Below are 23,361 nucleotides of genomic sequence, written 5' to 3'. Positions count from 1 at the left end.
CCCGTACGGCTATGACCGGCCCGTACGGCTCTGACCGTGGTCAGGGCCTGACCAGCCGTCCGGCCTCCACCGAAACCCGCTCTCCCCGGAACCGCTCCCGCAGCCGCCGGTCGTGGGACACCACGACCAGCGTGCCCCGGTATCCGGCCAGTGCCTCGTCGAGTTCCTCGACCAGGGCGGGGGAGAGGTGGTTCGTCGGCTCGTCGAGCAGGAGGAGGTCGGCCGGGCGCGTCACCAGGCGGGCCAGGGCCAGGCGGCGGCGCTGGCCCACGGAGAGGCCCTTGACCGGTACCACCAGGTCCTCCTCGCGGAAGAGGCCGAGGGAAAGGAGCGCATCCGCGTGGTCCTCGGGGAGGCCCGCGAGACCCGCAGCGAACGCGTCGAGCAGTGGCCTCGCCGTGTCCTCGTAGGTGCTGTACTCGATCTCCTGCGGCAAGTAGCCCACGCGGGAGGGGAGTTGGGCCTCCCCGCGGTCCGGGGCGAGCACGCCGGCCAGGACGCCGAGCAGCGTCGACTTGCCCGCGCCGTTCACCCCGGTCACCAGCGTGCGCGACCCCGGTTCGAGGAGCAGGCTCCCGACGGTGAGGCGCTCGCCCACGGTGACGTCCGTCAGCTCCGCCGGGCGTACGAAGGGGTGGTCGCCGCCCTCGATGCCCTCGCCCGGCGTGAAGTGCAGCGGGTCGGGCGGGCGCGGCACCGGCTCCGCGTGCAGTCTGCGCAGCCGCTCGCGGGCGTTGCGCACGATGCCGGAGAGCTGGCCCTCCACCGACCGGTTGTTGCTCGCGAAGCGCGGGCTCTCGCTCATCCGCCAGCCGACCGCAAGGCGCTTGCTGCCGCCCTCGGCCAGTCGCTCCTGGCGTTCGACCTCCTCGCTCCACTCCCGGTAGCGCTCCTCCCAGCGCCGCCGGGCCGTGGCGCGCTGCTCCAGATAGCCGTGCCAGCCGCCGCCGAAGCGGGCCACGGACCTGCGGTCGCCGTCGACCTCGACGATCACCTCGGCGACCCGGTCGAGGAAGACGCGGTCGTGGGTGACGGCGACGACCGTGCCCCGGTGGGCGCGCAGCCGTTCCTCCAGCCAGCCGAGCGCCTGGTCGTCCAGGTGGTTCGTCGGCTCGTCCAGGAGGAGCAGTTCGGGCTGCGGGGCAAGGACGCAGGCGAGCGCCAGGCGCGCGGTCTCGCCGCCGGACAGCGATCCCAGGGTCCGGGAACGCTCCAGGTGCGGTACGCCCAGACCGTGCAGGGCCGCGTCGAGGCGGGCGTCGGCGCGGTAGCCGTCACGGGCCTCGAACGCGGCGATGAGGTCCCCGTACGCGGCGAGTTCGGACTCCCCGGCCGCGCCGAGCGACTCCTCCGCCCGCCGGATCCGCCGCTCCAGATCCCGCAGTTCGGCGAGCGCGTCGTCCACCGCGTCCTGCACGGTGGCGTGCGGCGGAAGGCGCAGGGTCTGGGCGAGATAGCCGGTGCCGCCGTCCGAGACGACGGCCACCTCGCCGTCGGCGGGCTCGAACTCGCCCGCCATCAGACGCAGGAGCGTCGACTTCCCCGAGCCGTTCTCACCGATGACACACGCCTTCTCGCCGGGCCGCACCGACAGGGAGACCTGGTCGAGGACGGGCCGCTCCGGATATCCGTACGACACGTCGCGCAGGACGAGTTGACTCACAGTGCGCATCCCCCTGGGTCCGGCGGGCCGGGCTCCCGGTCACACGGGCTGACCGAACAGCTCCCGCAGTACGTCCTCCATGGTGACCATGCCGGCCAGCCTGCCGTCCGAGCCGAGCACCGCCGCCACATGGGTGCGGCTGCGGCGCATCGCGGTCAGTACGTCGTCCAGCGGCGTGGTCTCGCGGACCTGCGCGATCTTGCGCATGTCCGGCACCCGGAACGGCAGATCGCGCGGCATCCGGTCAAGGGCGTCCTTGACGTGCAGATAGCCGACGATGCGACGGCCGTCGTCCACGACGGGGAAGCGCGAGAAGCCGGACTCCGCCGAGAGCCGCTCCAGCTCCTCCGGCGTCACGCCCACCCGGGCGTAGACCACGCTCTCCAGCGGGAGCACCACATCCCTGACGGGGCGGCGGCCCAGTTCGAGCGCGTCGTGCAGCCGCTCCTGGGCGCGGTCGTCGATCAGGCCCGCGTCGCCGGAATCCTTGACCATCCGGGCGAGCTCGTCGTCCGAGAAGGACGCGCTGACCTCGTCCTTCGCCTCGACCCTGAGCAGCTTGAGCAGGCCGTTGGCGAACGCGTTGATCGCGAAGATGACCGGGCGAAGGGCCCGCGCGATCGCGACCAGGGGCGGGCCGAGCAGCAGCGCCGTGCGCACCGGCTCGGCCAGCGAGATGTTCTTGGGGACCATCTCGCCGAGCAGCATGTGCAGATACGTCGCCACGGTCAGGGCGATGACGAACGAGATCGGGTGAACGATGCCGTGCGGCACTCCGACGCCGTCGAACAGCGGCTCCAGGAGATGCGCGATCGCGGGCTCGGCGACGATGCCGAGAACCAGCGTGCACAGCGTGATGCCGAGCTGCGCGGCGGCGAGCAGCGCGGAGACGTGCTGCAGACCCCACAGCACGCTCTTGGCACGCCGGTCGCCTTCCTCGGCGTACGGCTCGATCTGGCTCCTGCGTACGGAGATGAGGGCGAACTCGGCGCCGACGAAGAAGCCGTTGACCACGAGGGTCGCAAGGCCGATCAGCAACTGGACGGCGATCATCGCTCCTCCTCCTGGTGGTCGTCGTGCGGGGGCGCGTGCAGCAGGACGCGGGCCGCGCGGCGGCCCCGGGCGTCCACGACGTCGAGCCGCCAGCCGCCCACATCGAGGCTGTCGCCCTCGGCCGGGATACGGCCCAGCTCGGTCGCGACGAGCCCGGCCAGGGTCTCGTAAGGGCCGTCCGGCACGCGCAGGCCGACGCGGGCCAGCTGGTCGGTGCGGGCCGAGCCGTCGGCGGAGTACTGCGTCCGGCCGTCGTCGTCCGTGCCCGCGGCGGCGATGTCGGACGTCTCGTGCGGGTCGTGCTCGTCCCGCACCTCGCCGACGACCTCCTCGACGATGTCCTCCAGGGTCGCGACGCCGGCCGTGCCGCCGTACTCGTCGATGACCACGGCCATCGTGCGCTTGCCGGAGAGCCGGTCGAGCAGCCGGTCGACGGTCAGCGTCTCCGGTACGAGCAGGGGCTCGCGGATCAGCTCGGCGACGGGATAGCGGGCCCTGCGCTCGGCCGGTATGGCCAGGACGTCCTTGATGTGCGCGACGCCGACGACCGAGTCGAGGCTGCCGCGGTAGACGGGGAAGCGGGACAGGCCCGTGGCGCGGGTGGCGTTCGCGACGTCCTCGCAGGTGGCCATCACGTCCAGGGCCATGACCTGGACGCGGGGCGTCATCACGTTCTCCGCGGTGAGGTCGGCGAGGTTCAGGGTGCGGACGAACAGCTCGGCGGTGTCCGGCTCCAGAGAGCCTTCCTTGGCGGAGTGCCGGGCGAGGGCCACCAGCTCCTTGGGGCTGCGCGCGGAGGCCAGCTCCTCGGTCGGCTGGATGCCGAAGCGTCGTACGGAGCGGTTCGCGGTGTTGTTCAGATGCGCGATGAAGGGGCGGAACACGGAGCTGAACAGGCGCTGCGGTGTCGCCACCCGTTTGGCGACGGCCAGCGGTGAGGAGATCGCCCAGTTCTTGGGGACCAGCTCGCCGACGACCATCAAAAAGACCGTCGACAGGGCCGTGCCGATGACCAGGGCGATCGACGAGGACGCCGACGAGGGGATGCCCATGGCGCGCAGCGGGCCCGCGATGAGCTTGGCGATGGAGGACTCGGAGAGCATGCCGACGACCAGATTGGTGACGGTGATGCCCAGCTGGGCCCCGGAGAGCTGGAAGGTGAGGTTCTTGACGGCCTTCAGGGCGCCGGCGGCGCCGCGCTCGCCGCGTTCGGAGGCACGCTCCAGTTCGCTGCGTTCGACCGTCGTGAGGGAGAACTCGGCGGCGACGAAGACGCCGCAGGCCAGCGAGAGCAGCACCGCCACGAGGAGCAGGAGCACTTCGGTCATCGGGTCACCTCCGTCCCATGATCGGGCAGGGAACGGGGGAATGCGCGATGTCGGGTACTGACGGGCTCGCCCATCGGCGGACGCTCACACCTTTCGTTGGCGTTCGAGTGGTCCGTCCATTTTAAAGGATCAGTGAGGGCCACTCCTGCGGATTGTCCACGGGTACCCCCGCCCCGGCCGCTCAGTCGCCGAGGCGCTTGACCCAGCGGCTCCACTCCGGCTGCGCCACGTACCCCGCGGCCCGCCAGGCGTGATGGGCCCGCTCATTGCGGTCCAGGACCATGGCGTCCCCGCGGCGGCCTCCCACGGCGAGAAATCTGCGGTCGGCCGCGTCGAGGAGGGCGGACGCGATGCCCTGCCGCCGGTGGGAGGGGAGCACGGCAAGCCGGTACAAGCTGCACCGCCATCCGTCGTAACCGGCCACGACGGAGCCCACGAGGAGCCCGCCGGACTCAGCGAGGATCAGGGCGTCGGGGTCACGAGCGATGAGCCGGCTCACCCCGTCGACGTCGTCCGTGATGGACGTCCCCTCGGCGGCCACCTCCCAGAAGTCGAGCACGTTCTGTGCGTCGGACAGTTCGGCCGTACGTATGCGCATCTCGGTCACGCCCGAGAGCCAAGCACGCGAGCCGGGCCGCGGGCCACTGACTTCTCACTCGTGGGCGATGGCCGCCAGCACATTCATGCGTGATGCGCGCAGGGCGGGCAGCAGCGCCGCCGCGAGACCGACGATCACCGATCCGACGAGGACCGCGATCACCGTCGTCCAGGGGATCGCGAACGCCGTCATGCCCTGCAGGGCAAGGACCTGCTGGGCCGCGACGCCCCACACCAGACCGAGCGCGAGCCCGAGCAGCGCGCCGAACACGGCGATCACCACCGACTCCAGGCGGATCATCCGGCGCAGCTGGCGCCGGGCGAGTCCGATGGCGCGCAGCAGTCCGATCTCGCGGGTGCGCTCGACGACCGACAGGGCGAGGGTGTTGACCACGCCGAGGACCGCGATGATGATCGCCAGGCCGAGCAGCGCGTAGACGAGGTAGAGCATCACGGCGATCTGCTCGCGGATCAGTTCCTTGTAGTCGGCCTGGTCGCGCACCTGCACCTGCGGATACGGGTCGAGGGTCTTCTCGAGGCGGTCGCGCAGGGTGTCGTCGTCCGTGCCAGGGGCCGCGTTCACGTACAGCGCGGAGTCCTGCCCGCCGGGCACGAACTCCTCGACCGTCGCCAGGCCGAGGAAGAGCCCGCCCTCGACGCCGAACCCCTCGGCTCCCGGCTGGTCGGTGAGCGCGCCCACGGTCAGCTCCGTCTTGCGTCCGCCGGGGAACTCCACGGGCAGCTTCGAGCCCGTCCGGACCTTGTGGTCCCGCGCGAAGTCCCGCTGCATGGCGATGCTTCCGGGTGCGAGCGCCGTGGAGGTGTCGCCCGTGACGTACGTGACGCGGGCGACGTCGTCGAGGCGCGGGTCGTAGCCCGCCGCGGTCGTCTCCACGCTCTTGCCGTCCGGCATGGACACCTTGACGGGCGCGAAGCGCTGACGCACCACGAGTCCGGCGCCGTCGGTGTCCCGCACCTTCTCGGTGATCTCCTGCGCGAACGGCATGAAGTTGCTGTTCTGTACGACGAAGTCGGCGCCCAGGGTCTTGTCGATCTGTTCGTCGAACGACTTGGTCATCGAAGCGCTCGCCACCGACATGCCGCTCACCAGCGCGAGGCCCACCATCAGCGCGGCGGCCGTGGCGCCCGTGCGGCGCGGGTTGCGCAGGGCGTTGCGCTGGCTCATCCGGCCGACCGAGCCGAATACGGCGGGGAACGCGCCGCCGAGGACCCGGATCACCGGGCGGACCAGGAGCGGTCCCGCGATCACGGTGGCGATCAGGGTCAGGACGAGGCCGAGCCCGAGCAGGGACGCCGCCGATGACGTCTCCTCGGCGGTGGCGCAGCCCACGAGCGCCGCGGCGCCCGCCGCCCCCACGACCACGCCGACCGTCGCGCGGATCTTCAACGGCCGTCCCGTGCCCGCGATCTCCGCGTCGGCGAGGGCAGCCATCGGCGAGACGTGGGCGGCGCGCCGGGCCGGGAGATACGCGGCGACGAACGTGACGCCGACCCCGACGACGTACGAGACGACGGGAGTTCCCCAGCCGATGACCATCTCGGTGGACTTCAGGTTCATCCCGAAGACGCCCATGAGCTCGATGAGCCCGGCCGCGAGACCGATGCCCGCCGCGAGGCCCACCGTCGAACCGACCACGCCGAGCAGGACCGCCTCGGTGAGCACGGAGCGGCGGACCTGCCTGCGGTCGGCGCCGAGCGCGCGCAGCAGGCCCAGTTCGCGGGTGCGTTGCGCGATCAGCATCGAGAAGGTGTTGACGATCAGGAAGATGCCCACCAGGACGGCGATCCCGGCGAAGCCGAGCATCACGTACTTGATGACGTCCAGGAATCCGCCGAGTTCGGAGGCGGCGGAGTCGGCCTGTTCGTCGGCGGTCTTCAGGTCGTAGCCCGAGCCCAGTTCGGCGGCGATACGTCCCTTGAGTTCGGTGTCGCTCACGCCGGGGGCGGCGTCCACCGAGATGCCGGTCGCCGCGTTCTTGTTGCCCAGGAGTTCGCGCTGGGCGGTCGGAGTGTCCAGGAAGACCAGGGCGGCGCCGGGGTTGGTGGTGGTGAAGGTGACGATGCCGACGACCTTCACCTTGAACGATCCTGGCGCGGCGAGCACCGTGAGGGTGTCGCCGATCTGCACGTCCTTCTTGTCTGCCGTGTCCTTGTCGAGCAGCGCCTGGTCCTTGCCGCGCGGGGCGTGCCCCGAGGTCAGCTCGACGGGGCTGCGGTCGGTGACCTGCCAGTTGGTGGCGATGGTGGGGGCGCCGGTGGTGGGGCCCACCGGGTCGTTCTCGCTGTCGACGACCGTGATGTTCTCGACGGCCGCGTCGATCCGGGTACGGGCGACTCCGTCGACCCCGTCGATCCGGCCCGCGAGTTTCGCGGGGATCGTCGGCGTCTGCCCCGAGGGCACCGCCTCGTCGAGGTCCTCCTTCGGCTCGACGGTCACATCGGCGGACGTCGACGCGAAGAGCCGGTCGAAGGTGCGGGCCACCGTGTCCGAGAAGATGAGGCTGCCCGCGACGAACGCCACCGAGAGGATCACGGCGAGTGCGGAGAGCAGCAGCCTGCCCTTGTGCGCGAGGAAGCTGCGGAGCGTTGCCTTGAGCATGGCCGCGCTCCCGTCTCAGTCCTGGTCGGGCTTGCTGTCGATGCCGACGCCCCGGGCGCTGTCGGTCTCAGCGACGCCCGGAGCGCCGCCGGCCTCGGCGTGACCCCCCTGCTCTTTGGCCTGCATCGAGTCGAACCGCTTGAGGCGTTCCAGGACCGAGTCCGCCGTGGGGCGCGGCATCTCGTCGACGATCCTGCCGTCCGCGAGGAAGAGCACCAGGTCGGCGTGGGCTGCCGCGCCCGGGTCGTGGGTGACCATGACGACGGTCTGCTCCAGCTTGTCCACGGCGTCGCGCAGGAAGCCGAGTACCTCAAGGCCCGCGCGCGAGTCGAGGTTGCCGGTCGGTTCGTCCGCGAAGATCAGCTCGGGGCGCGAGGCGAGCGCCCGCGCGCAGGCCACGCGCTGCTGCTGGCCGCCGGAGAGCTGGGCGGGCCGGTGCTTGAGGCGGTCGCGCAGGCCGAGCGTATCGATGACGTACTCCAGCCACTCGCGGTCGGGGCGCTGGCCCGCGATGTCCATCGGAAGCGTGATGTTCTCGAGGGCGTTGAGGGTGGGGATGAGGTTGAAGGACTGGAACATGAATCCGATGCGGTCCCGCCGCAGCTGCGTCAGCTCCCGCTCCTTGAGCCCGGTGATCTCGGTGTCGCCCAGCCACACCTGGCCCGCGGAGACCGTGTCGAGCCCGGCGAGCAGATGCATGAGCGTGGACTTGCCCGAACCGGACGGGCCCATGACCGCCGTGAAGCGGCCGCGTGCGATGTCCACGTCGACCGAGTCGAGGGCGAGCACGGTGGTCTCGCCGGAGCCGTACGCCTTGGTCAGGGCGCGTGCGCGCGCGGCGACCCCGGCGGGCTCCGCAAGGCCCGTGGCCGATGCAGAAGCAGGTGTGGACAAGGCCGCCTCCCGGGTCGTGGCCGTTCCAACTCCCTTGATTCTGCCGAGAGTAGGGGGTCGGTGCGGGTGCCGGTATCCCTCCGAGGTCGTGAACCGGATACGTATGTAGGGGGCACCGGACCGGCGCCGCCCGGCCCGTGCGTGCGGTCGCTCCGTGCGCCTCCGTGCTCTCCCGCGCCCTCTTGCCGGTGCTAGCGCTACGGCGCTAGCTTGAAGGAATGGCGAAGACCCAGCTGAACGTGCGGGTGGACGAAGGCACCGCCCGGGCCGCACGCGAGCGCGCGCTCGCCCGCGGGATGAGCGTGAACCGCTACATCGAAGAACTCGTCAAACAGGACGCCGGCGAAATCGGGCACACCTTCGTCGAGGCCGCCGCCGACTTCATGAAGCAGTACGAGTCCGTCTTCGCCGAAGAGTTCGGTCCCGAGCGCGAGGGTCGACGTTAGCCCTTGAACCTCAGAATCGATCTTGCCTGGCTTTTGATGATCGCCGAACACAAGACACCCGGAGACCCGCAGGTCACCGACTGGGGTGCCCTGGTGGCCGCCGTCAGCCGGCACGAGGCGGAGATCTTCGGCGTACCCGTCTACGAAAGTCCGCACGACCGCGCGGCGGCCCTGCTCCAGGTCCTCCTGCACATTCCCGCCCTGGAACGCTCCAACGCCCTCTTCGCCTCGTCCGTCGCCTACGCCTATCTGGTCGCCAGCGGCATGAAGGTCGTCACCTCGCCCGAGCAGGTGCGCGAACTGGCCCGCCTGGTGAAGGAGGACGGCGCGAGCGTGGGGGCCATCGCGGACGAACTGCGCAAGTGGAGCCTTTAGATCATGCGGCGGCGATAGGTTCGGGGTGAGAGAGTCGCACCCCAGGAGGACGCCCATGCCCGCCGCCATCCTGCCGATGATCATCACCCCGGATCTCGACCGCCTGCTGCGGTTCTATCAAGAGCTGCTCGGGGCGCAAGAGGTGTCCAGGACCCCGGAGGAAGGGCCCGCGTTCTTCGTGGACCTGCGCATCGGCGACTCGGAACTCGGGGTCGTCTCCGACACGAGCGTGCCGCTCGACACGCCGCAGCGCATTTTGCTGAGCGTGGCGGTGGAGGCGGTCGACGACCTCCTCAAACGGGTGGATTCCCTCGGCGGCGAGACGCTCGGTCCTGCCAACGACATGCCGTGGGGGCAGCGCGTCGCGCACATCAAGGACCCGGACGGCAACGCGGTCAACCTCACGCAGGCGATCTGACGCCCGCCCCGCCGCCGGTCAGTCGCTCTCCGGTCGCCGTGCGGTGCCGAGCACGCAGTACGAAGAGGGCAGCCGCGGCCCTTTAGGAGGCACCAACAGGCGCCGGTACGAGCCGAGTTCGAAGCCCGCGTCACGCAGGGCGCCCACCGTGTCCCGTGCGACGTGACAGCCGCCGAAGAGCAGGGGCCAGAGCGTGCGGTCCAGGGCGCGCTGAGCGGTCGCCATCGCCGGGCCCGGCGCCACGCCGTGCTCGAAGAACCGCAGCTCGCCGCCGGGGCGCAGGACGCGCCGCAGCTCGCCCAGGGCGCGGGGCACGTCGCGCACGCTGCACAGCACCAGCGAGGCCACGGCGCCGTCGAAGGCCTCGCTCTTGACGGGCAGGGCCTCCGCGGCGCCGGGCACGACGTCGACCGGCACATCGGCCCGCACGGCGGCGGACGCGGCCAACTGCCGCAGGATGCGCTCGGGTTCGATGGCCACGACCTCGGAAACCGCCGTCGGATAGTGCGCGAAGTTCAGGCCGTTGCCCGCGCCGACCTCGATCACCCGGCCGGACAGACCGCCGAGCAGCTCTTTGCGGTACGCGGCGATCACGCGCTCGGCGGCCACGCTCTGGCGGGCGTAGAAACGGGCGAAGACGGGATGGTGGACGGCGTCACGGGACGCGGCCTTGGCGGAGCGAGGTGACATGGACCCTCCTCGGCGGGGCGAGCGGATACCGCAATGGTGCCCCGCAGAGAGGGCTTTCCCTCCTGTGACGGCCCGCGAGTGAACGGCTCACGGGCACCCTCGACGATGCGAAGGGTGCCCGTGAGCTGCGCGTCCGCAGGCGGGGCGACAGCCGTGCACTGAGGCGCACCCGCCCGAAGCCGTACGGGCGCCGAAACCGCCCCACCTGCCGTGTCCCGGTGCTCCCGTGTCTCAGCGCTCCAGCGCCCCCGGCGCCTCCGCCGCCGTGAACGCCGCGCCGTCCCAGGCGCCCCCGAGCTCCGGACCCAGCCAGCCCCCGGCCCGGCTGCGGAAATCGGCCGGGGCGAGCGTGCCCGCGCCCTGCGGGATCGCGCCCAGGAGCGGCGCGCCCGCGGCCTTGGGCAGGTCCGCGAGGTTGCAGCGCGACGCCAGGTCCGGTGCGGCGGGCCAGCTGCCGACCGTTACGCCCAGGGGGGTGAGGTCGCGGGCGCGCAGGGCCTCCGCGGTGAGCGTGGTCGTGTTCAGGGTGCCGAGGCCCGCCGGTGCGACGACCAGGACCGGGGCCGCGAGGAGGCGGGCCGCGTCGGCGAGGGTGGCGCCCTCGTCGTCGTAGTGCACGAGCAGCCCGCCCGCGCCCTCGATCAGGACCAGGTCGTGCGCGGCCGCCAGCTTCTGCGCCGCCTCGGCGACTTCGTGCGGACGGACCGGTGCCATGCCCGCCCGGCGCGCGGCGGTGTTCGGTGCCAACGGCTCGGGGAAGCGGGCGAGTTCGAGGGTGGTGATCCCGTCGCCCGCCAGCCGCGTCACCTCTTCGGCGTCGCCCGGCTCGCCGGGCGCCACCCCCGTCTGCGCGGGCTTGAGCACCGCGACACTGCGCCCCGCGGCGAGCGTGAGGGCGGCGACGGCGGCCGTCGTGACGGTCTTGCCGATCTCGGTGCCGGTTCCGGACACCACGATGACTGCCATCTGCGCTCAGCCCTCCTTCGCCGCCGCGCACACGGCGCGTCCGATCCGTGCCACGTCGTCGTCGCTCGTGATGAACGGCGGCATCGTGTAGATGAGGTCGCGGAACGGCCGCACCCACACCCCCTCGCGCGTCGCGGCACGGGTGGCCGCTGCCATGTCCACGTCGTGGTCGAGCTGGACGACGCCGATCGCGCCGAGCACGCGTACGTCCCGGACGCCCGGCAGTTCGGCCGCCTCGGCAAGGCTGCCGCGCAGGCCCGTCTCGATGCGCTTGACCTCGGTCTGCCAGTCCTGCCCGAGCAACAGCTCGATCGAGGCGCAGGCCACCGCGGCGGCCAGCGGATTGCCCATGAACGTCGGGCCGTGGGCAAGCACCGGCACCTCGCCCCGCGAGATGCCGTCCGCGACCCGCGGCGTGCACAGCGTGGCCGCCAGCGTCATATAACCGCCGGTCAGCGCCTTGCCCAGGCACATCACATCGGGCGTGACACCCGCGTGGTCCGCGCCGAACAGCGCGCCCGTACGACCGAACCCCGTGGCGATCTCGTCGAACACGAGCAGCACGTCATGCTCGTCGCAAGCCTCCCGCAGAACCCGCAGATAGGCAGGGGAGTGGAACCGCATGCCGCCCGCGCCCTGCACCACCGGCTCCACGATCACGCCGGCCAGCTCGTCGGCGTGGCGCCCGATCATCTCGCGCAGGTGGTCGGCGTACGCGTCGTCGTACGCCTCGTATCCCGCGGGCGGCGCGTCCGCGAACACCTGCTGGGGCAGCGCTCCCTGCCACAGCTCGTGCATGCCGCCCTCGGGGTCGCACACCGACATGGGCTGCCAGGTGTCCCCGTGGTAGCCGCCGCGCCAGGTCAGCATCCGGCGCTTCTCCGGGCGGCCGAGCGAGCGCCAGTGCTGCAGGCACATCTTGACCGCGACCTCGACCGACACCGAACCGGAGTCCGCGAGGAAGACATGCTCCAGGCCGTCTGGCGACATGTCGACAAGCTGCTTCGCCAGGCGGACGGCGGGCTCATGGGTGAGCCCGCCGAACATGACGTGGCTCATCCGGTCCAGCTGACCGCGCACCGCGTCGTTGAGCACGGGGTGGTTGTAGCCGTGGATCGCCGACCACCAGGACGACATGCCGTCGACCAACTCGTCCCCGCCGCCCGCGAGTCGCAGCCGTACGCCGCCGGCCGACTCGACGACCAGGGGCTCCTGGCGGCCGGGCATCGGGCCGTAGGGATGCCACACGTGGCGGCGGTCAAGGTCGAGCAGTTCGGGCACGGAGAGGGCGGAGAGGTCAGGCATTGGGCGCCAGATCCGTTCCCGCGCCCCGGCGGCGAACGGCCACCAGATCGGTGCGCACCTCGGACGTCTCGTCCTGCGCGGCCTCGGCCTGCGAGGGCACGGAGGAACCGGCGGGCTCCGACGAGCCGCACGGCCCGCAGCCGCCCCCGCCGTCCCCGTGCGAGCCGCAGCCGCCCCCGCCGCCCGCGTGCGACCCGCACCCCGCCGCCGCGATCGCGTCCGCGCGGTGCTCCGGCAGCGTCACCGTGCCGGCGCCCTCGACCTCGAAACCGGCGTCCGCGATCATGTCCAGGTCGGTCTTGCCTGCCTGGCCCTCGCTGGTCAGGTAGTCGCCCAGGAAGATGGAGTTGGCCAGGTGCAGGGCCAGGGGCTGCATCGAGCGCAGGTGCACCTCGCGGCCGCCCGCGATGCGCACCTCCACGTCGGGGCAGACGAAGCGGACCATCGCCAGGATGCGCAGGCAGCGCTGCGGGGTGAGGTTCCACTCCTTGGCCAGCGGGGTGCCCTCGAAGGGGATCAGGAAGTTGACGGGCACCGAGTCCGGGTCGAGGTCGCGCAGCGCATAGACCACGTCCACCAGGTCCTCATCCGTCTCGCCCATGCCGGCGATCAGACCCGAACAGGCGGAGAGGCCCGCGGCCTGCGCCTGCTGCACGGTGTCTACGCGGTCGGCGTACGTGTGGGTCGTGGTGATCTCGCCGTACGTCGCCTCGGACGTATTGAGATTGTGGTTGTAGGCGTCCGCGCCCGCCGTGCGCAGTTTGTCCGCCTGGCCCGCGGAGAGCAGTCCGAGGCACGCGCACACCTCGATGCCCTCGTTCTGGTCCTTGATCGCCTCGATGGTCTGCGAGACCCGGTCGACGTCACGGTCGGTGGGGCCGCGGCCGCTGGCCACCAGGCAGACCCGCTTGGCGCCGCCCGCCACCCCGGCCGCCGCGGCCTGCGATGCCTCGTCGGGCTTGAGCCACGTGTACTTGAGGATGCCTGCCGTCGAGCCCAGACGCTGGGAACAGTACGAGCAGTCCTCCGGGCAGAGACCCGACTTGAGGTTGACCAGATAGTTGAGTTTCACCCGCCGCCCGAACCACTGCCGCCGTACCTTCCCGGCCGCGGCAACCACGTCGAGCAGTTCGTCGTCGGAGGTGGCCAATACGGCCAGCGCTTCTTCGCGGGTCGGCAGCTCGCGCCGAAGCCCCTTGTCCACCAGCGTGTTCAGCAGATCCATGGCGCCGATCCTTACGTACGAGAGGCTCCCTTTCCAAGGAGACTTCGCACAACAGAAACGCTGAGAGGTGTGGGTATTGCCACATCCTGGCCCGGTGGCCGGACGGCTAGGGTCTGTGCACTGTCTACAAAACGGCCAGTCCTTACGACCCGGAGGAACCCCCATGGCGAGCTCGCCGTTCGACTGGATCGACGAGCAGGCGAGCCTGCGTGCACAGGCCGGACTCGTGCGCACCCTGCGCCCCCGCCCCGCCGACGCCGGGGGCCTCCTCGACCTGGCGAGCAACGATTACCTGGGCCTGGCCAGGCACCCCGGGATCATCGAGGGCGCGGCGGCGGCGGCCCGGCGCTGGGGCGGCGGGGCGACCGGTTCGCGTCTGGTGACGGGCACCACCGAACTGCACGCGGAACTCGAACGCGAACTCGCCGCGTTCTGCGGCTTCGAGGCCGCCCTGGTCTTTTCCTCCGGATATGCCGCGAATCTCGCCGCGGTCACGGCGCTGGCCCCGCACGGCTCGCTGATCGTCTCGGACGCGGGCAACCACGCCTCGCTGATCGACGGCTGCCGCCTCGCACGCGGCACGACGCAGGTGGTGCCGCACGCCGATCCCGAAGCGGTGCGCAAGACGCTGGACGGTCATCGGGGTCCGGCGGTCGTCGTGTCGGACACGGTCTTCTCGGTCGACGGCGACGCGGCTTCACTCACCGAACTCGCTTCCGTTTGTGCGGAGTCCGGTGCCGGTCTGATCGTCGACGACGCCCACGGTCTGGGGGTGCTCGGCGACGGCGGGCGTGGTGCCCCGCAGGCGGCCGGGCTCGCGGGCACCGCTCACACGGTGGCCACGGTCACCCTGTCGAAGTCCTTCGGCAGCCAGGGCGGCGCGGTCCTCGGCCCCGCCGAGGTCATCGACCATCTGGTCAACGCGGCCCGCACCTTCATCTTCGACACGGGGCTCGCGCCTGCCGCCGCGGGTGCGGCACTTGCGGCGCTGCGGCTGCTGCGCAGGGAGCCCGAGCGCGCCGCCCGGGCTCGCGCGCTCGCAGCCGAGCTGCATGAACGCCTTACGGCAGAGGGTCTTTCGGCGGTACGTCCCGACGCCGCCGTCGTCTCCGTGCGGGCGCCGTCGCCCGAGGCGGCCGTGCGATGGGCGGCCGACTGCAGGGGCGCGGGCCTGGCCGTCGGCTGCTTCCGTCCGCCGTCGGTGCCCGACGGCATCTCGCGGTTGCGGCTGACCGCCCGTGCGGATCTCACCGACGCTCAGATCGCCGATGCCGTACGAGTGATCAGCCGCACCGCGCCATGGTAGTCAGCGAAGGCCGTTGACGAAGGCCTCCCAGGTGGCGGACGAGAAGAGCAGGGCGGGCCCTGCGGTGTTCTTCGAATCGCGCACGGCGAGCAGCCCCTGCTTCGGCCCTGAAGCGAGCGAGGCTGTCTCCACGCAGTTGTTCATTCCGTTGCTGCGACTGCTGCGGTGCCACTGAGCGCCGTGCAGAGAGGTGCTGGAAGGTACGTGCCGAGGGAGTGCAGTCATGGTGCCCCCTTACGCGCCGTCACGTATCCCGGCGATGTGGTCCGTTGATTCCTCGGGTGAAAGTGCCTTTGCCTGAAGGGAGTTGAAGGCATCCGTGTACGACCGGAGGTCCTCTCTCCGTTCGAGGTAGAGGCTACTCGTCAAGTGGTCGAGAACAACCACATCCAGATCAGAAATGTTCGGAAACGAAAAAATAACGAAAGAACCGATGAGGCCCACATGCTCGCCTGCGGCGAACGGCAGCACCTGAAGCCGCACGTGGGGGAGTTGTGCGGCCTCCAGTAACCGTTTCAACTGACCGTCGAGCACCTCGCTGCCGCCCACCTGCCGGTGCAGCACCGATTCGTCCAGGATTACGCTCAGCCGCAGCGGCGGGGCCGCGCGCAGCACGTCCTGGCGGGCCAGACGCACTTCGACCAGCGCGTTCACCTGCTCGTCCGGCAGTCCGTCGAGTGCCGCACGCGTCACCGCACGCGCGTAGTCCGGGGTCTGCAGCAGACCGGGAACGACCGTGGTCTCAAGGGTGCGGACCCGGCAGGCCTGCGACTCCAGGCTGATGAAGTCGCGGTAGGCGGGCGGCAGCAGGTCGCGGTAGGCGTGCCACCAGTGGCCGCGCCCGCTGTCCTCCTCCGAGCCCGCCAACGCGACCAGCAACTGGCGCAGATGGGGGTCCTTCGCCTCGTACGCCTCCAGCAGCAGGCGTACGTCGGCGGCCTTGGCCCCGCTACGCCCCGTCTCGATCCGGCTGACCTTCGACTGATGCCAGCCGACCCGGTCCGCCGCCTGGCCACTGGTGAGCCCGGCCTGCGTGCGCAGCGCTCGAAGCTCGGCACCGAGTTTCCGGCGGCGCACCGCGGGACCGTACCGCATGTCCGTCTCCTTCCCGACGGAGCCTCTTCCCCGGCCTCCGCCGGCCGCTCACCGGCGACAGTAGAGGAAGCGTCGGCCCCGCGCCCAAATACGGTCTTCCGTAGCAGAGTTCACCGCTTCGAGCGACAGATATATGCACATCTTGATGGATGACCACCTGTGAGGGGCCCGGGAGTGGCAGGCTGGCGCGAAGCACCATTCCGGGACTGTCCTCGTGCCTTCCGCTACGAGTCGGAGCCGAGCCCCGGTGGGAAAGGGACACGTCGCCATGGCCGACCTTCAGGAAGCATCCGTCACCCTGCCGAGCGATCCTGCCTCGGTCTCCGCGGCCCGGAAGTACGTCTCGAACGTCCTCGCGGAATGGGGTCTGCCGGACGACACGGAAGTGGCCGACACGATCCGGCTCATCGTCTCCGAACTCGCCACGAACGCCGTCCAGCACACCCGCGGCCAGTCGCCCACCTTCACGGTGGACATCGAACTGGACCGCGAGGAACAACTGCGCATCGGTGTCACCGACAGCCACCCCCGCTACCCCAAGCGGCTGCCCGCCGCCGTCCAGCAGGACAACGGCCGCGGCCTGGTGATCATCCGCTGGCTGACCATGGAGTGCGGCGGCCGTCTCTCGGTCACGCCCACCCCCGAGGGCGGCAAGACGGTCTGGATCGCGCTGCCGTGGACCGCGCAGGTCCGCGGCGACGCGGCGACCCCGGCCTGGCCCTCAACCCGCTGAGCGCCCGAAGGCGCCCCTGAGCAGCGCCCGGAAGGTGTCCGCCGCGGGATGCGACTCGTCGGTGCGGTGGACGACCGAGATCGTACGGCGCAGATTCCCCGGCTCAAGCGCCCGCACCCCCACCGGCATCACCGCGGTCCGCGCGACCATCTCCGGTACGACGGCGATGCCGAGGCCGGAGCTGACCAGCGCGCACACCAGGGCGTAGTTCGGGGTCTCCACCAGGACCGAGGGCGTCGCTCCGGCCGCCACGAGCGCGGACTCCACGGCCCGGCGGGGCCGATGCGCCGGCGCCATGCTGATCAGCGGGTGACCGGCGAGCTCGCTCAGGGGCAGCCGTGCCGGGGCGCTGGCGAGCGCGTGGCCGGGCGAGGTCACCAGGACCAGTTCCTCGACCAGGACCGGCTCCGCGGTCACGGACGCGGGCAGCGGCACCGGTTCCATCGGCTCGTACGTGTGCGTGAGGGCCAGATCGACCTCGCCCGCCGCCACGGCCGCGACGCCGAGCGGCGGTTCATAGCCCCGTACCGTCAGATCGATGTCCGGATGGGCGCGGCGGAACGCGGTCAGCGCGGGCGGCACCAGATGGATCCCGGCGCTGGTGAAGGTGCCCACGCTCAGCCTGCCGCCGGACAGCCCCGCGAGCCGGGCCAGTTCGTGCCGGGCCTGCTCCATCTCGTCCAGGACCCGGCGCGCCCGGGCGAGCAGCAACTCGCCAGCGCCGGTGAGACGTGCCCCGCGGTGATGCCGTACCAGAAGTGCGGTGCCCGCCTCGCGTTCGAGCTTGGCCAGCTGCTGGGAGAGGGCGGGCACGGTGTAGCCGAGGCGCTCGGCGGCACGGGTGATCGACCCGGCCTCGGAGACCGCCACCAGTGCGGCCAGCCGTGTCGGGTCGTACATGGTCTCTCCCGGTGCAGGGGGCCGACGGGCGGTGGGACCGCGTGGCGCTGTCCGTCGGCGTGGGGCTAAACGCCTGCTTTAGGCAGAGTCAGGATATTGCACATACCTGCTGAAGGCAGAAGAACGGCAGGCTGGGTGCCATGGACGCAGAACTGGTCGCCTTCACCGGGGTCGCCGCGGGCATGGTCGCCATACCGGGCGCCGATTTCGCGGTGGTGGTGCGCAACGCGCTGGCCTCCCGCCGCGCCGGAGTCGTCTGCGCCGTCGGTGTCGCGGGCGGGCTCGTGCTGCACACGGCGCTCGCGGTGGCCGGGGTCGCGGCGGTCCTCGCGGCGGTGCCCACGCTCTTTCGGGCGCTGCAGATCGCGGGCGGGGCCTACGTGCTCCATCTCGGCTACCGGGCGCTGCGGTCGGCGGCGCGTCCGCTCCGGGACTTCGCCGCCACACACGGCGGGGGCGGCGAGCCGACGGCGGTCGGGGGCAGCCTGCGGCAGGGCTTTCTGACCAACGCCCTCAACCCCAAGGCGCCCATCACCTTCCTCAGCGTGCTGCCCCAGTTCGTGCCCGCGGGCAGCCCCGCGATGCCAAGGACCCTGCTGCTGGCGTCCATCATCGTGGCCCTGGCCCTGGTGTGGTTCCCGGTCGTCGCGCTCCTGGTGGACCGCCTCGGCCGGCGGCTGCGCAAACCGCGCGTGGCCCGCGCCATCGAGGGCGGCACCGGGGTCGTGCTCAGCGCGCTCGGCCTGGTGCTCCTCACCGAGGCGCTGCTCGGCTGACATCGTCCGGCGTGGCCTATTCGCTGTCCCTGTCCGCCGCGCGACGCACCAGGAGCGGGAGCAGGCCCCACAGGCCCGCGCACACCACCAGCGTGCCCGCGCTCGCGATGATCCCGCCGGTCCTGCCCACCGCCACGTCGACGACCAGGAGCACGGCACCGGCGACCGCGAACACCAGGACCACCAGGCCGAACCCGGCGAGGCGGGACGAGACCCGCACGATCCGCGGTTTGGCCTGCCGCCCGAACAGTGACCTGTGCACGGCGGCCGGTGCCGTGAACAGCGCCGCGGCGAGGACGGCGAGCAGCAGCGTGCTGACGTACGTGGCGCGCTGCACCGTGTCGAGCGACGGGAAGCGCTCGGTGAAGGCGAGCGTCAACAGGAACGCGAAGAGGATCTGCACCCCGGCCTGTGTGACGCGCAGCTCCTGGAGGATCTCCGAGAAGTTGCGGTCGGCGCGTTCGAAGGTCGTCTCGTTGCGCGACGGCTCGCCCGCAGCGGTGGAGCTGTTGTTTTCGGCCATGGCGCACGAGTATCCGCGTCGACGCTCTCCACGCCTGACGGACGCGCCGGTCAAAACGCCCGACGGGGGCCGGTCGAGCGGTGGCGGTGAGGCCGCCACCGTCCGACAGCCGTAGATCGGTGACGGGTGATCAGCGCACCCTGCCGTACCAGACGCTCTTGGTCCAGATCTTCTCGAGCCGCACCACGGTGTTCGACTTCGGGGCGTGCCAGATCCGGCCCTTACCGGCGTAGATGCCGACGTGGTACACGTTCCGGCCGGAGTGGAAGAAGACCAGGTCGCCGCGTTCGCGCTTGGACGCGGAGATGTGACGGGTCTTGTTGTACTGCTGTGCGGCGGTGCGTGGCAGCTTCTTGCCCGCGCGCTTGAACGAGTAGAGGGTCAGGCCCGAGCAGTCGAACCGATGTGGACCCGTCGACCCGTAGCGGTACGGAGAGCCCTTCTTCGAGGCAGCGATCTTGAGCGCTTTGGTCGCGTGCGTCGCGGCCTCGGCCTCCGACGTGAGTCCCGGAGCCGCCAGCGTGCCGCCTACGACGGCGAGCGTGAGGGCGGATACCGAACCGGCCCTGGTGAGCAGCGACGGAACATGATTCAGCGCAGTCATGCGCAACCCTTCGTCAGCCGCCTGTGAAGGATGACCTGTCGGATTCGGGCTGGCGAAGTTGCCCGGCCGCGATGTGCGGCTTCACCCCAAGGGTCGGCGTCCGGACCTTCCGGACCGACCCGTCATGCCTGGGTCCTCCACTCCTGCCGATGCACCGATGTCGACCGGTCATCCGGGCGGCGGCAGGACTCGGCGTCCGCCCGGATCGCCCCGCCGCTGTGGCGGGGGCTTGTCGTCGGAAGGGATCTTGACCCGCCAAGTGGTCAAATTCCGAGCCGAAACGGCGTTTTGTGAACCTCCTCACGACTGAACCGTTCGGGTGGACAGGGTCGGATCCGGGATCGGACCAAGGGGTCCGAGCATCGTTCGACCAGCACCGGAACGAAGAATTCCGGCCCACGCGTACGCATCTGACGCAACCGAAGACGGCTCGAAAGACTACGAATGTCTACGCCGAACGAGGTAGCCCGTTTGGTTCGTTTGGAATCGGGTCCGGACGGTTCGGGGGTCAGGGCCGTGGTGACGGGGGCTCAGGACGCCTGCGGAGGCGGCACGGTGACCCGCCCGGCTCGCCGCTCCCCGTCAAGCACGCGCAGCGCCCTGGCCAGCGTCGGCGCGTGCACGGCGCTCTCGCCGCGCTGGTGCATGAGCGTCAGCGCGTCCCGCAGGGCTGTCGCGCTGCCGACCAGGGCCTGGGCGGCGCGCAGTCCGCCATAGGTGTCCGATGCGCGGGCGGGGTTGATCCGGCCCACCAGGTCGACCACTTCGAGATACCGGTCGATTAACTCGCCCTCGGCGCGGGTGAGTGCGGGCAACGGGGGGAGTTCGGGCGGCAGCACCGGCGGTTCACCCCGCTTCCGGGGTGTTGGGACGCGGGGCGTCGAGGTGCGGGGTGTCGAGGGATGACTTGCGGTTCGCGATGATCCGGTCCACCAGGCCGTACTCGACGGCCTCGGGGGCGCTGAGGATCTTGTCGCGCTCGATGTCGGCGGCGACGCGCTGGGGGCTCCGGCCCGTGTGCCGGACGAGCAGCTCTGCCAACTGCGTTCGGGTGCGCAGGAGTTCGTCGGCCTGAATCGCCAGATCGGTCGTCTGGCCGTGGATCGGCTCGGCGAGCGACGGCTGATGGATCAGCACCCGGGCACCGGGCAGCGCGCACCGCTTGCCGGGGGTGCCCGCGGCCAGCAGGACGGCGGCCGCCGAAGCTGCCTGGCCCAGGCAGACCGTCTCCACGTCGCAGGTGACGAACTGGATCGTGTCGTAGATCGCCGTCATGGCGCTGAACGAGCCGCCGGGGGAGTTGATGTAGAGCGAGATGTCGCGGTCGGGCGCCAGGTATTCGAGGTGCATGAACTGCGCCATCACGTCGTTGGCCGAGGTGGCGTCGATCGGCGTGCCGAGGAAGACGATGCGCTCCTCGAGCAGCTTCGAGTACGGATCGAGGGTCCGCTGCCCCGTGCTGGTGCGTTCGGTGAACTCGGGCAGGACATAGCGGGCGAAGGGTCGGTTCATGGCACGTCTCTCCTCTGCCGGGGGCGGCTGCTCCCCGAGGGTTCCTGTAAAAAATGTACAGGACGTACGTAACGTCGTCGGGAGGAGCGTGTTCGGGTGATCGGCCGGAGTCAACAGATGCGCCGCGTTTCAGCCGCCCGCTGAAAGCCAGGGGCGCGGCGTGCGGGGCCGGGTGGCGGGAGCGGCGGCGTGGGCATACTCCGGCTCGTCGCGAACCCGTCGCGAACCCGTCGCGAACCGTCGCGAACCGTCGCGAACTCGGCGTCCGGTTGGCCGTCCGTCGGCTGCCAGGTGTTCGCGTCGGTTGTCAGTTGTCAGCAGTCAGTCGCCCCGAGCCGAAAGCCCCGCATGAATCCTGAAGCCCACCAGGCCCCCGCCGCCCACCAAGCCCCCGGCACCCGTCAGATCTCCGACGGCGCCGAGCTCGTCCACCTCACCGCCCGTGAACTCGCCGCAGGGATCCGCGCCCGCGAGCTGTCGGCGCGCGAGGTCGTCCAGGCGCACCTGGACCGGATCGAGCAGGTCAACGGCGACGTGAACGCCGTGGTGACCCTCGTGGCCGAGCGCGCGCTCGACGAGGCGCGCGCCGCCGACGAACAGGCGGTGCGCGGCGCATCGCTGGGCCCGCTGCACGGGCTGCCCGTCGCCCACAAGGACACGCACGACACCCGCGGCATCCGCACCACCTACGGGACGCCGCTCCTGGCCGACAACGTCCCTGACCGCGACGAACTGATCGTCGAGCGGATCCGCGGCGCCGGGGCGATCACCATCGGCAAGACCAACGTGCCCGAGTTCGCGGCCGGTTCGCACACCGTCAACCCGGTCTTCGGCGCCACCCGCAACCCCTACGACCTCCGGCGATCGGCGGGCGGCAGCAGCGGGGGAGCCGCGGCCGCGCTCGCCTGCGGCATGCATCCCCTGGCCGACGGCAGCGACATGGGCGGTTCACTGCGCAACCCCGCGTCGTTCTGCAACGTGGTGGGCCTGCGCCCCTCGCCGGGGCGGGTGCCGACTTGGCCGGACGCCACCCCCTGGTCGACGATGGCCGTGCAGGGGCCGATGGCGCGGACCGTCGCCGACGCGGCCCTGCTACTCTCCGTCGTCGCCGGTCCCGACCCGCGCTCGCCGATCTCCCTGGAGACGCCGGGGAGCGCGTTCGCCGGATCGCTGGAGCGGGATCTGACGGGGCTGCGGATCGCCTGGTCGCCGGACCTGGGAGGGGCGGTCCCGGTCGACCGCGAGGTCACCGACGTGCTCACGCCCGCCGTCACGGTCTTCGCGGACCTCGGGTGCACGGTCGAGGAGGCGTGCCCCGACCTCTCCGGCGCCGACGAGGTGTTCCGGACCTTCCGTGCCTGGCAGTTCCATCTCGCGCTCGGTGCGCTCGCGGAGACCGCGGCCGACCGGATCAAGCCCAGCCTGGTGCGGAACGTACAACAGGGGCGCACGCTCACCGGTATCGACCTGGAGCGCGCCACCGTGCTGCACGGCGAACTGTTCCACCGGGTGCGGGAGTTCTTCGAGCGGTACGACGCCCTGATCCTGCCGACCAGTCAAGTCGTACCGTTTCCTGCCGAACAGGAATATCCGGACACGGTCGGCGGAGTGGCGATGACCGACTACCTGGAGTGGATGCGCTCGGCGTACCTGGTGTCCGCGACCGGCAGTCCGGCGCTCTCCGTGCCCGCCGGGTTCACCCCGGCAGGGCTGCCGGTCGGGCTGCAGATCGTGGGGCCGCATCGTGCGGATCTACGGGTTCTGCAGATCGGTCACGCCTTCGAACAAGCCACCCGGCACGGCGAGCGGAGGCCGGGGCCCGGCGTTACGCGTCCGGGCGGCCGGGTACTCGGGCGCCATGAATCACTTGGAGCATCTGGACAAGAACCTCGTCGATGAACTGACGCGTGCCGCCCGCGAGGCCGTACGCGACGAACTGCGCCACGAACTGAGGGAGCAGACGAGAAAACAGCGGCGCAAGGCCGCGCTGTACGCGGGGGCGGGCGCCGCCGGCCTCTACGCGGGCGCCGCGCTCGCGCTCGCCATCGGCCTCGTGATCGCCCTTGGCCTGCCCGACTGGGCGGCCGCGCTGATCACCGCGGTGGTACTCGGTGTTGTGGCCCATCTGCTGCGTGACGCGGCCCGCCCTTCCGCGGCCCGCCCAACCCCTGACACGCCTTCCGCGGCTCCCGCGCCCGGGGCCCCGCCGGTGGCGGCCCCCGAGCGCCCGGTGACGCCGCCGACCGTGGACGCGACGCGTCCCGGCGGTGTGGACCCCGATGTGCCGCACCGCCCCGGCCGATGAGCGAAGCCGCCTCGATGTGGATGTTTG

The 23,361-nt window shown here is 71.2% G+C and carries 25 protein-coding genes and 1 riboswitch; of the genes, 8 read left to right on the top strand and 17 right to left on the bottom strand.

The window, feature by feature from the left end; genetic code table 11:
- Nucleotides 1–40: 40 nt before the first annotated feature.
- The 6 genes from ACWFR3_RS35250 to ACWFR3_RS35225 all read right to left on the bottom strand — a co-directional run bounded on the left by ACWFR3_RS35250 (nt 41) and on the right by ACWFR3_RS35225 (nt 8,155).
- Nucleotides 41–1,672, bottom strand: coding sequence for an ABC-F family ATP-binding cassette domain-containing protein (locus ACWFR3_RS35250; protein WP_453738769.1), 1,632 nt, complete (start codon nt 1,670–1,672; stop codon nt 41–43).
- A 30-nt stretch (nt 1,673–1,702) separates the two neighbouring features.
- Complete coding sequence (locus tag ACWFR3_RS35245) at nt 1,703–2,716, bottom strand: hemolysin family protein (protein WP_453738768.1); 1,014 nt, start codon at nt 2,714–2,716, stop codon at nt 1,703–1,705.
- A complete protein-coding gene (locus ACWFR3_RS35240; RefSeq protein WP_453738767.1) occupies nt 2,713–4,044 on the bottom strand; it encodes a hemolysin family protein in 1,332 nt (443 codons plus the stop codon). The genes ACWFR3_RS35245 and ACWFR3_RS35240 overlap by 4 nt, the downstream gene beginning before the upstream one ends.
- A gap of 181 nt (nt 4,045–4,225) precedes the next feature.
- Nucleotides 4,226–4,651: a GNAT family N-acetyltransferase gene (locus ACWFR3_RS35235; RefSeq protein WP_453738766.1), complete on the bottom strand. Its 426-nt coding sequence runs from the start codon at nt 4,649–4,651 to the stop codon at nt 4,226–4,228.
- 45 nt (nt 4,652–4,696) lie between these two features.
- Complete coding sequence (locus ACWFR3_RS35230; RefSeq protein ID WP_453738765.1) at nt 4,697–7,261, bottom strand: ABC transporter permease; 2,565 nt, start codon at nt 7,259–7,261, stop codon at nt 4,697–4,699.
- Nucleotides 7,262–7,276: 15 nt separating this feature from the next.
- The gene (locus ACWFR3_RS35225) at nt 7,277–8,155 is read right to left on the bottom strand and encodes an ABC transporter ATP-binding protein (RefSeq protein ID WP_453738764.1); all 879 of its coding nucleotides are present in this window, start codon (nt 8,153–8,155) and stop codon (nt 7,277–7,279) included.
- Nucleotides 8,156–8,373: 218 nt separating this feature from the next.
- On the opposite strand from ACWFR3_RS35225, the gene ACWFR3_RS35220 reads away from it, so the two are divergent.
- Genes ACWFR3_RS35220 through ACWFR3_RS35210 form a run of 3 tightly spaced genes read left to right on the top strand, consistent with a single transcriptional unit; the run spans nt 8,374 to nt 9,394 of the window.
- Nucleotides 8,374–8,601, top strand: a complete 228-nt coding sequence (locus tag ACWFR3_RS35220) for an antitoxin (protein WP_383272256.1) — start codon at nt 8,374–8,376, stop codon at nt 8,599–8,601.
- Between the two features lie 36 nt (nt 8,602–8,637).
- Nucleotides 8,638–8,976, top strand: a complete 339-nt coding sequence (locus ACWFR3_RS35215; RefSeq protein ID WP_453738763.1) for a fic family toxin-antitoxin system, toxin component — start codon at nt 8,638–8,640, stop codon at nt 8,974–8,976.
- 55 nt (nt 8,977–9,031) lie between these two features.
- Nucleotides 9,032–9,394, top strand: coding sequence for a VOC family protein (locus ACWFR3_RS35210; RefSeq protein ID WP_453738762.1), 363 nt, complete (start codon nt 9,032–9,034; stop codon nt 9,392–9,394).
- Between the two features lie 18 nt (nt 9,395–9,412).
- On the opposite strand, the gene ACWFR3_RS35205 is transcribed toward ACWFR3_RS35210, so the two are convergent.
- The 4 genes from ACWFR3_RS35205 to bioB all read right to left on the bottom strand — a co-directional run bounded on the left by ACWFR3_RS35205 (nt 9,413) and on the right by bioB (nt 13,580).
- Nucleotides 9,413–10,084 (bottom strand): class I SAM-dependent methyltransferase, encoded by a 672-nt coding sequence (locus ACWFR3_RS35205; protein WP_453738761.1) that lies wholly within the window; start codon nt 10,082–10,084, stop codon nt 9,413–9,415.
- A 231-nt stretch (nt 10,085–10,315) separates the two neighbouring features.
- Entirely contained in the window at nt 10,316–11,050 is a 735-nt protein-coding gene (gene bioD, locus ACWFR3_RS35200; RefSeq protein ID WP_453738760.1) for a dethiobiotin synthase, read from the bottom strand.
- 6 nt (nt 11,051–11,056) lie between these two features.
- Nucleotides 11,057–12,355, bottom strand: coding sequence for an adenosylmethionine--8-amino-7-oxononanoate transaminase (locus ACWFR3_RS35195; protein ID WP_453738759.1), 1,299 nt, complete (start codon nt 12,353–12,355; stop codon nt 11,057–11,059).
- Entirely contained in the window at nt 12,348–13,580 is a 1,233-nt protein-coding gene (bioB, locus tag ACWFR3_RS35190) for a biotin synthase BioB (RefSeq protein WP_453738758.1), read from the bottom strand. The genes ACWFR3_RS35195 and bioB overlap by 8 nt, the downstream gene beginning before the upstream one ends.
- Before the next feature lie 163 nt (nt 13,581–13,743).
- Here bioB and ACWFR3_RS35185 point away from each other — a divergent pair, with 163 nt between their 5' ends.
- Entirely contained in the window at nt 13,744–14,886 is a 1,143-nt protein-coding gene (locus tag ACWFR3_RS35185; protein ID WP_453738757.1) for an 8-amino-7-oxononanoate synthase, read from the top strand.
- Here ACWFR3_RS35185 and ACWFR3_RS35180 read toward each other — a convergent pair whose 3' ends face one another.
- Both ACWFR3_RS35180 and ACWFR3_RS35175 read right to left on the bottom strand, forming a co-directional pair.
- On the bottom strand, nt 14,887–15,111 hold the full coding sequence (locus ACWFR3_RS35180) for a DUF397 domain-containing protein (protein WP_453738756.1): 225 nt from the start codon (nt 15,109–15,111) through the stop codon (nt 14,887–14,889).
- A gap of 9 nt (nt 15,112–15,120) precedes the next feature.
- The gene (locus ACWFR3_RS35175; RefSeq protein WP_453738755.1) at nt 15,121–15,981 is read right to left on the bottom strand and encodes a helix-turn-helix domain-containing protein; all 861 of its coding nucleotides are present in this window, start codon (nt 15,979–15,981) and stop codon (nt 15,121–15,123) included.
- Between the two features lie 268 nt (nt 15,982–16,249).
- Between ACWFR3_RS35175 and ACWFR3_RS35170 the strand changes: the two genes are divergently transcribed.
- A complete protein-coding gene (locus tag ACWFR3_RS35170) occupies nt 16,250–16,714 on the top strand; it encodes an ATP-binding protein (RefSeq protein WP_453738754.1) in 465 nt (154 codons plus the stop codon).
- On the opposite strand, the gene ACWFR3_RS35165 is transcribed toward ACWFR3_RS35170, so the two are convergent.
- Nucleotides 16,703–17,614: a LysR family transcriptional regulator gene (locus ACWFR3_RS35165; RefSeq protein ID WP_453738753.1), complete on the bottom strand. Its 912-nt coding sequence runs from the start codon at nt 17,612–17,614 to the stop codon at nt 16,703–16,705. The two genes, ACWFR3_RS35170 and ACWFR3_RS35165, sit on opposite strands and share 12 nt — an antisense overlap.
- Before the next feature lie 140 nt (nt 17,615–17,754).
- Here ACWFR3_RS35165 and ACWFR3_RS35160 point away from each other — a divergent pair, with 140 nt between their 5' ends.
- Nucleotides 17,755–18,390 (top strand): LysE family translocator, encoded by a 636-nt coding sequence (locus tag ACWFR3_RS35160; RefSeq protein WP_453738752.1) that lies wholly within the window; start codon nt 17,755–17,757, stop codon nt 18,388–18,390.
- A 16-nt stretch (nt 18,391–18,406) separates the two neighbouring features.
- Here the strand turns inward: ACWFR3_RS35160 and ACWFR3_RS35155 are convergent, their stop codons facing one another.
- The 4 genes from ACWFR3_RS35155 to ACWFR3_RS35140 form a co-directional block, all read right to left on the bottom strand.
- Nucleotides 18,407–18,913, bottom strand: a complete 507-nt coding sequence (locus ACWFR3_RS35155) for a DUF6328 family protein (protein WP_453738751.1) — start codon at nt 18,911–18,913, stop codon at nt 18,407–18,409.
- Nucleotides 18,914–19,043: 130 nt separating this feature from the next.
- A complete protein-coding gene (locus ACWFR3_RS35150) occupies nt 19,044–19,517 on the bottom strand; it encodes a C40 family peptidase (protein ID WP_453738750.1) in 474 nt (157 codons plus the stop codon).
- Nucleotides 19,518–19,520: 3 nt separating this feature from the next.
- A riboswitch (cyclic di-AMP (ydaO/yuaA leader) is annotated at nt 19,521–19,684 on the bottom strand.
- 363 nt (nt 19,685–20,047) lie between these two features.
- Complete coding sequence (locus ACWFR3_RS35145; RefSeq protein ID WP_453738749.1) at nt 20,048–20,356, bottom strand: hypothetical protein; 309 nt, start codon at nt 20,354–20,356, stop codon at nt 20,048–20,050.
- 7 nt (nt 20,357–20,363) lie between these two features.
- The gene (locus ACWFR3_RS35140) at nt 20,364–21,029 is read right to left on the bottom strand and encodes an ATP-dependent Clp protease proteolytic subunit (RefSeq protein WP_453738748.1); all 666 of its coding nucleotides are present in this window, start codon (nt 21,027–21,029) and stop codon (nt 20,364–20,366) included.
- 348 nt (nt 21,030–21,377) lie between these two features.
- Here ACWFR3_RS35140 and ACWFR3_RS35135 point away from each other — a divergent pair, with 348 nt between their 5' ends.
- Both ACWFR3_RS35135 and ACWFR3_RS35130 read left to right on the top strand, forming a co-directional pair.
- Nucleotides 21,378–22,928, top strand: a complete 1,551-nt coding sequence (locus ACWFR3_RS35135; protein WP_453738747.1) for an amidase — start codon at nt 21,378–21,380, stop codon at nt 22,926–22,928.
- On the top strand, nt 22,888–23,334 hold the full coding sequence (locus tag ACWFR3_RS35130) for a phage holin family protein (protein WP_453738746.1): 447 nt from the start codon (nt 22,888–22,890) through the stop codon (nt 23,332–23,334). Before ACWFR3_RS35135 ends, ACWFR3_RS35130 begins: the two co-directional genes overlap by 41 nt.
- Nucleotides 23,335–23,361: the final 27 nt, after the last annotated feature.

The organism is Streptomyces sp. NPDC055189 (assembly GCF_053606765.1).
The sequence above is the reverse complement of the archived record's forward strand: the minus strand, read 5'-3'. Positions and strand labels throughout refer to the sequence as shown.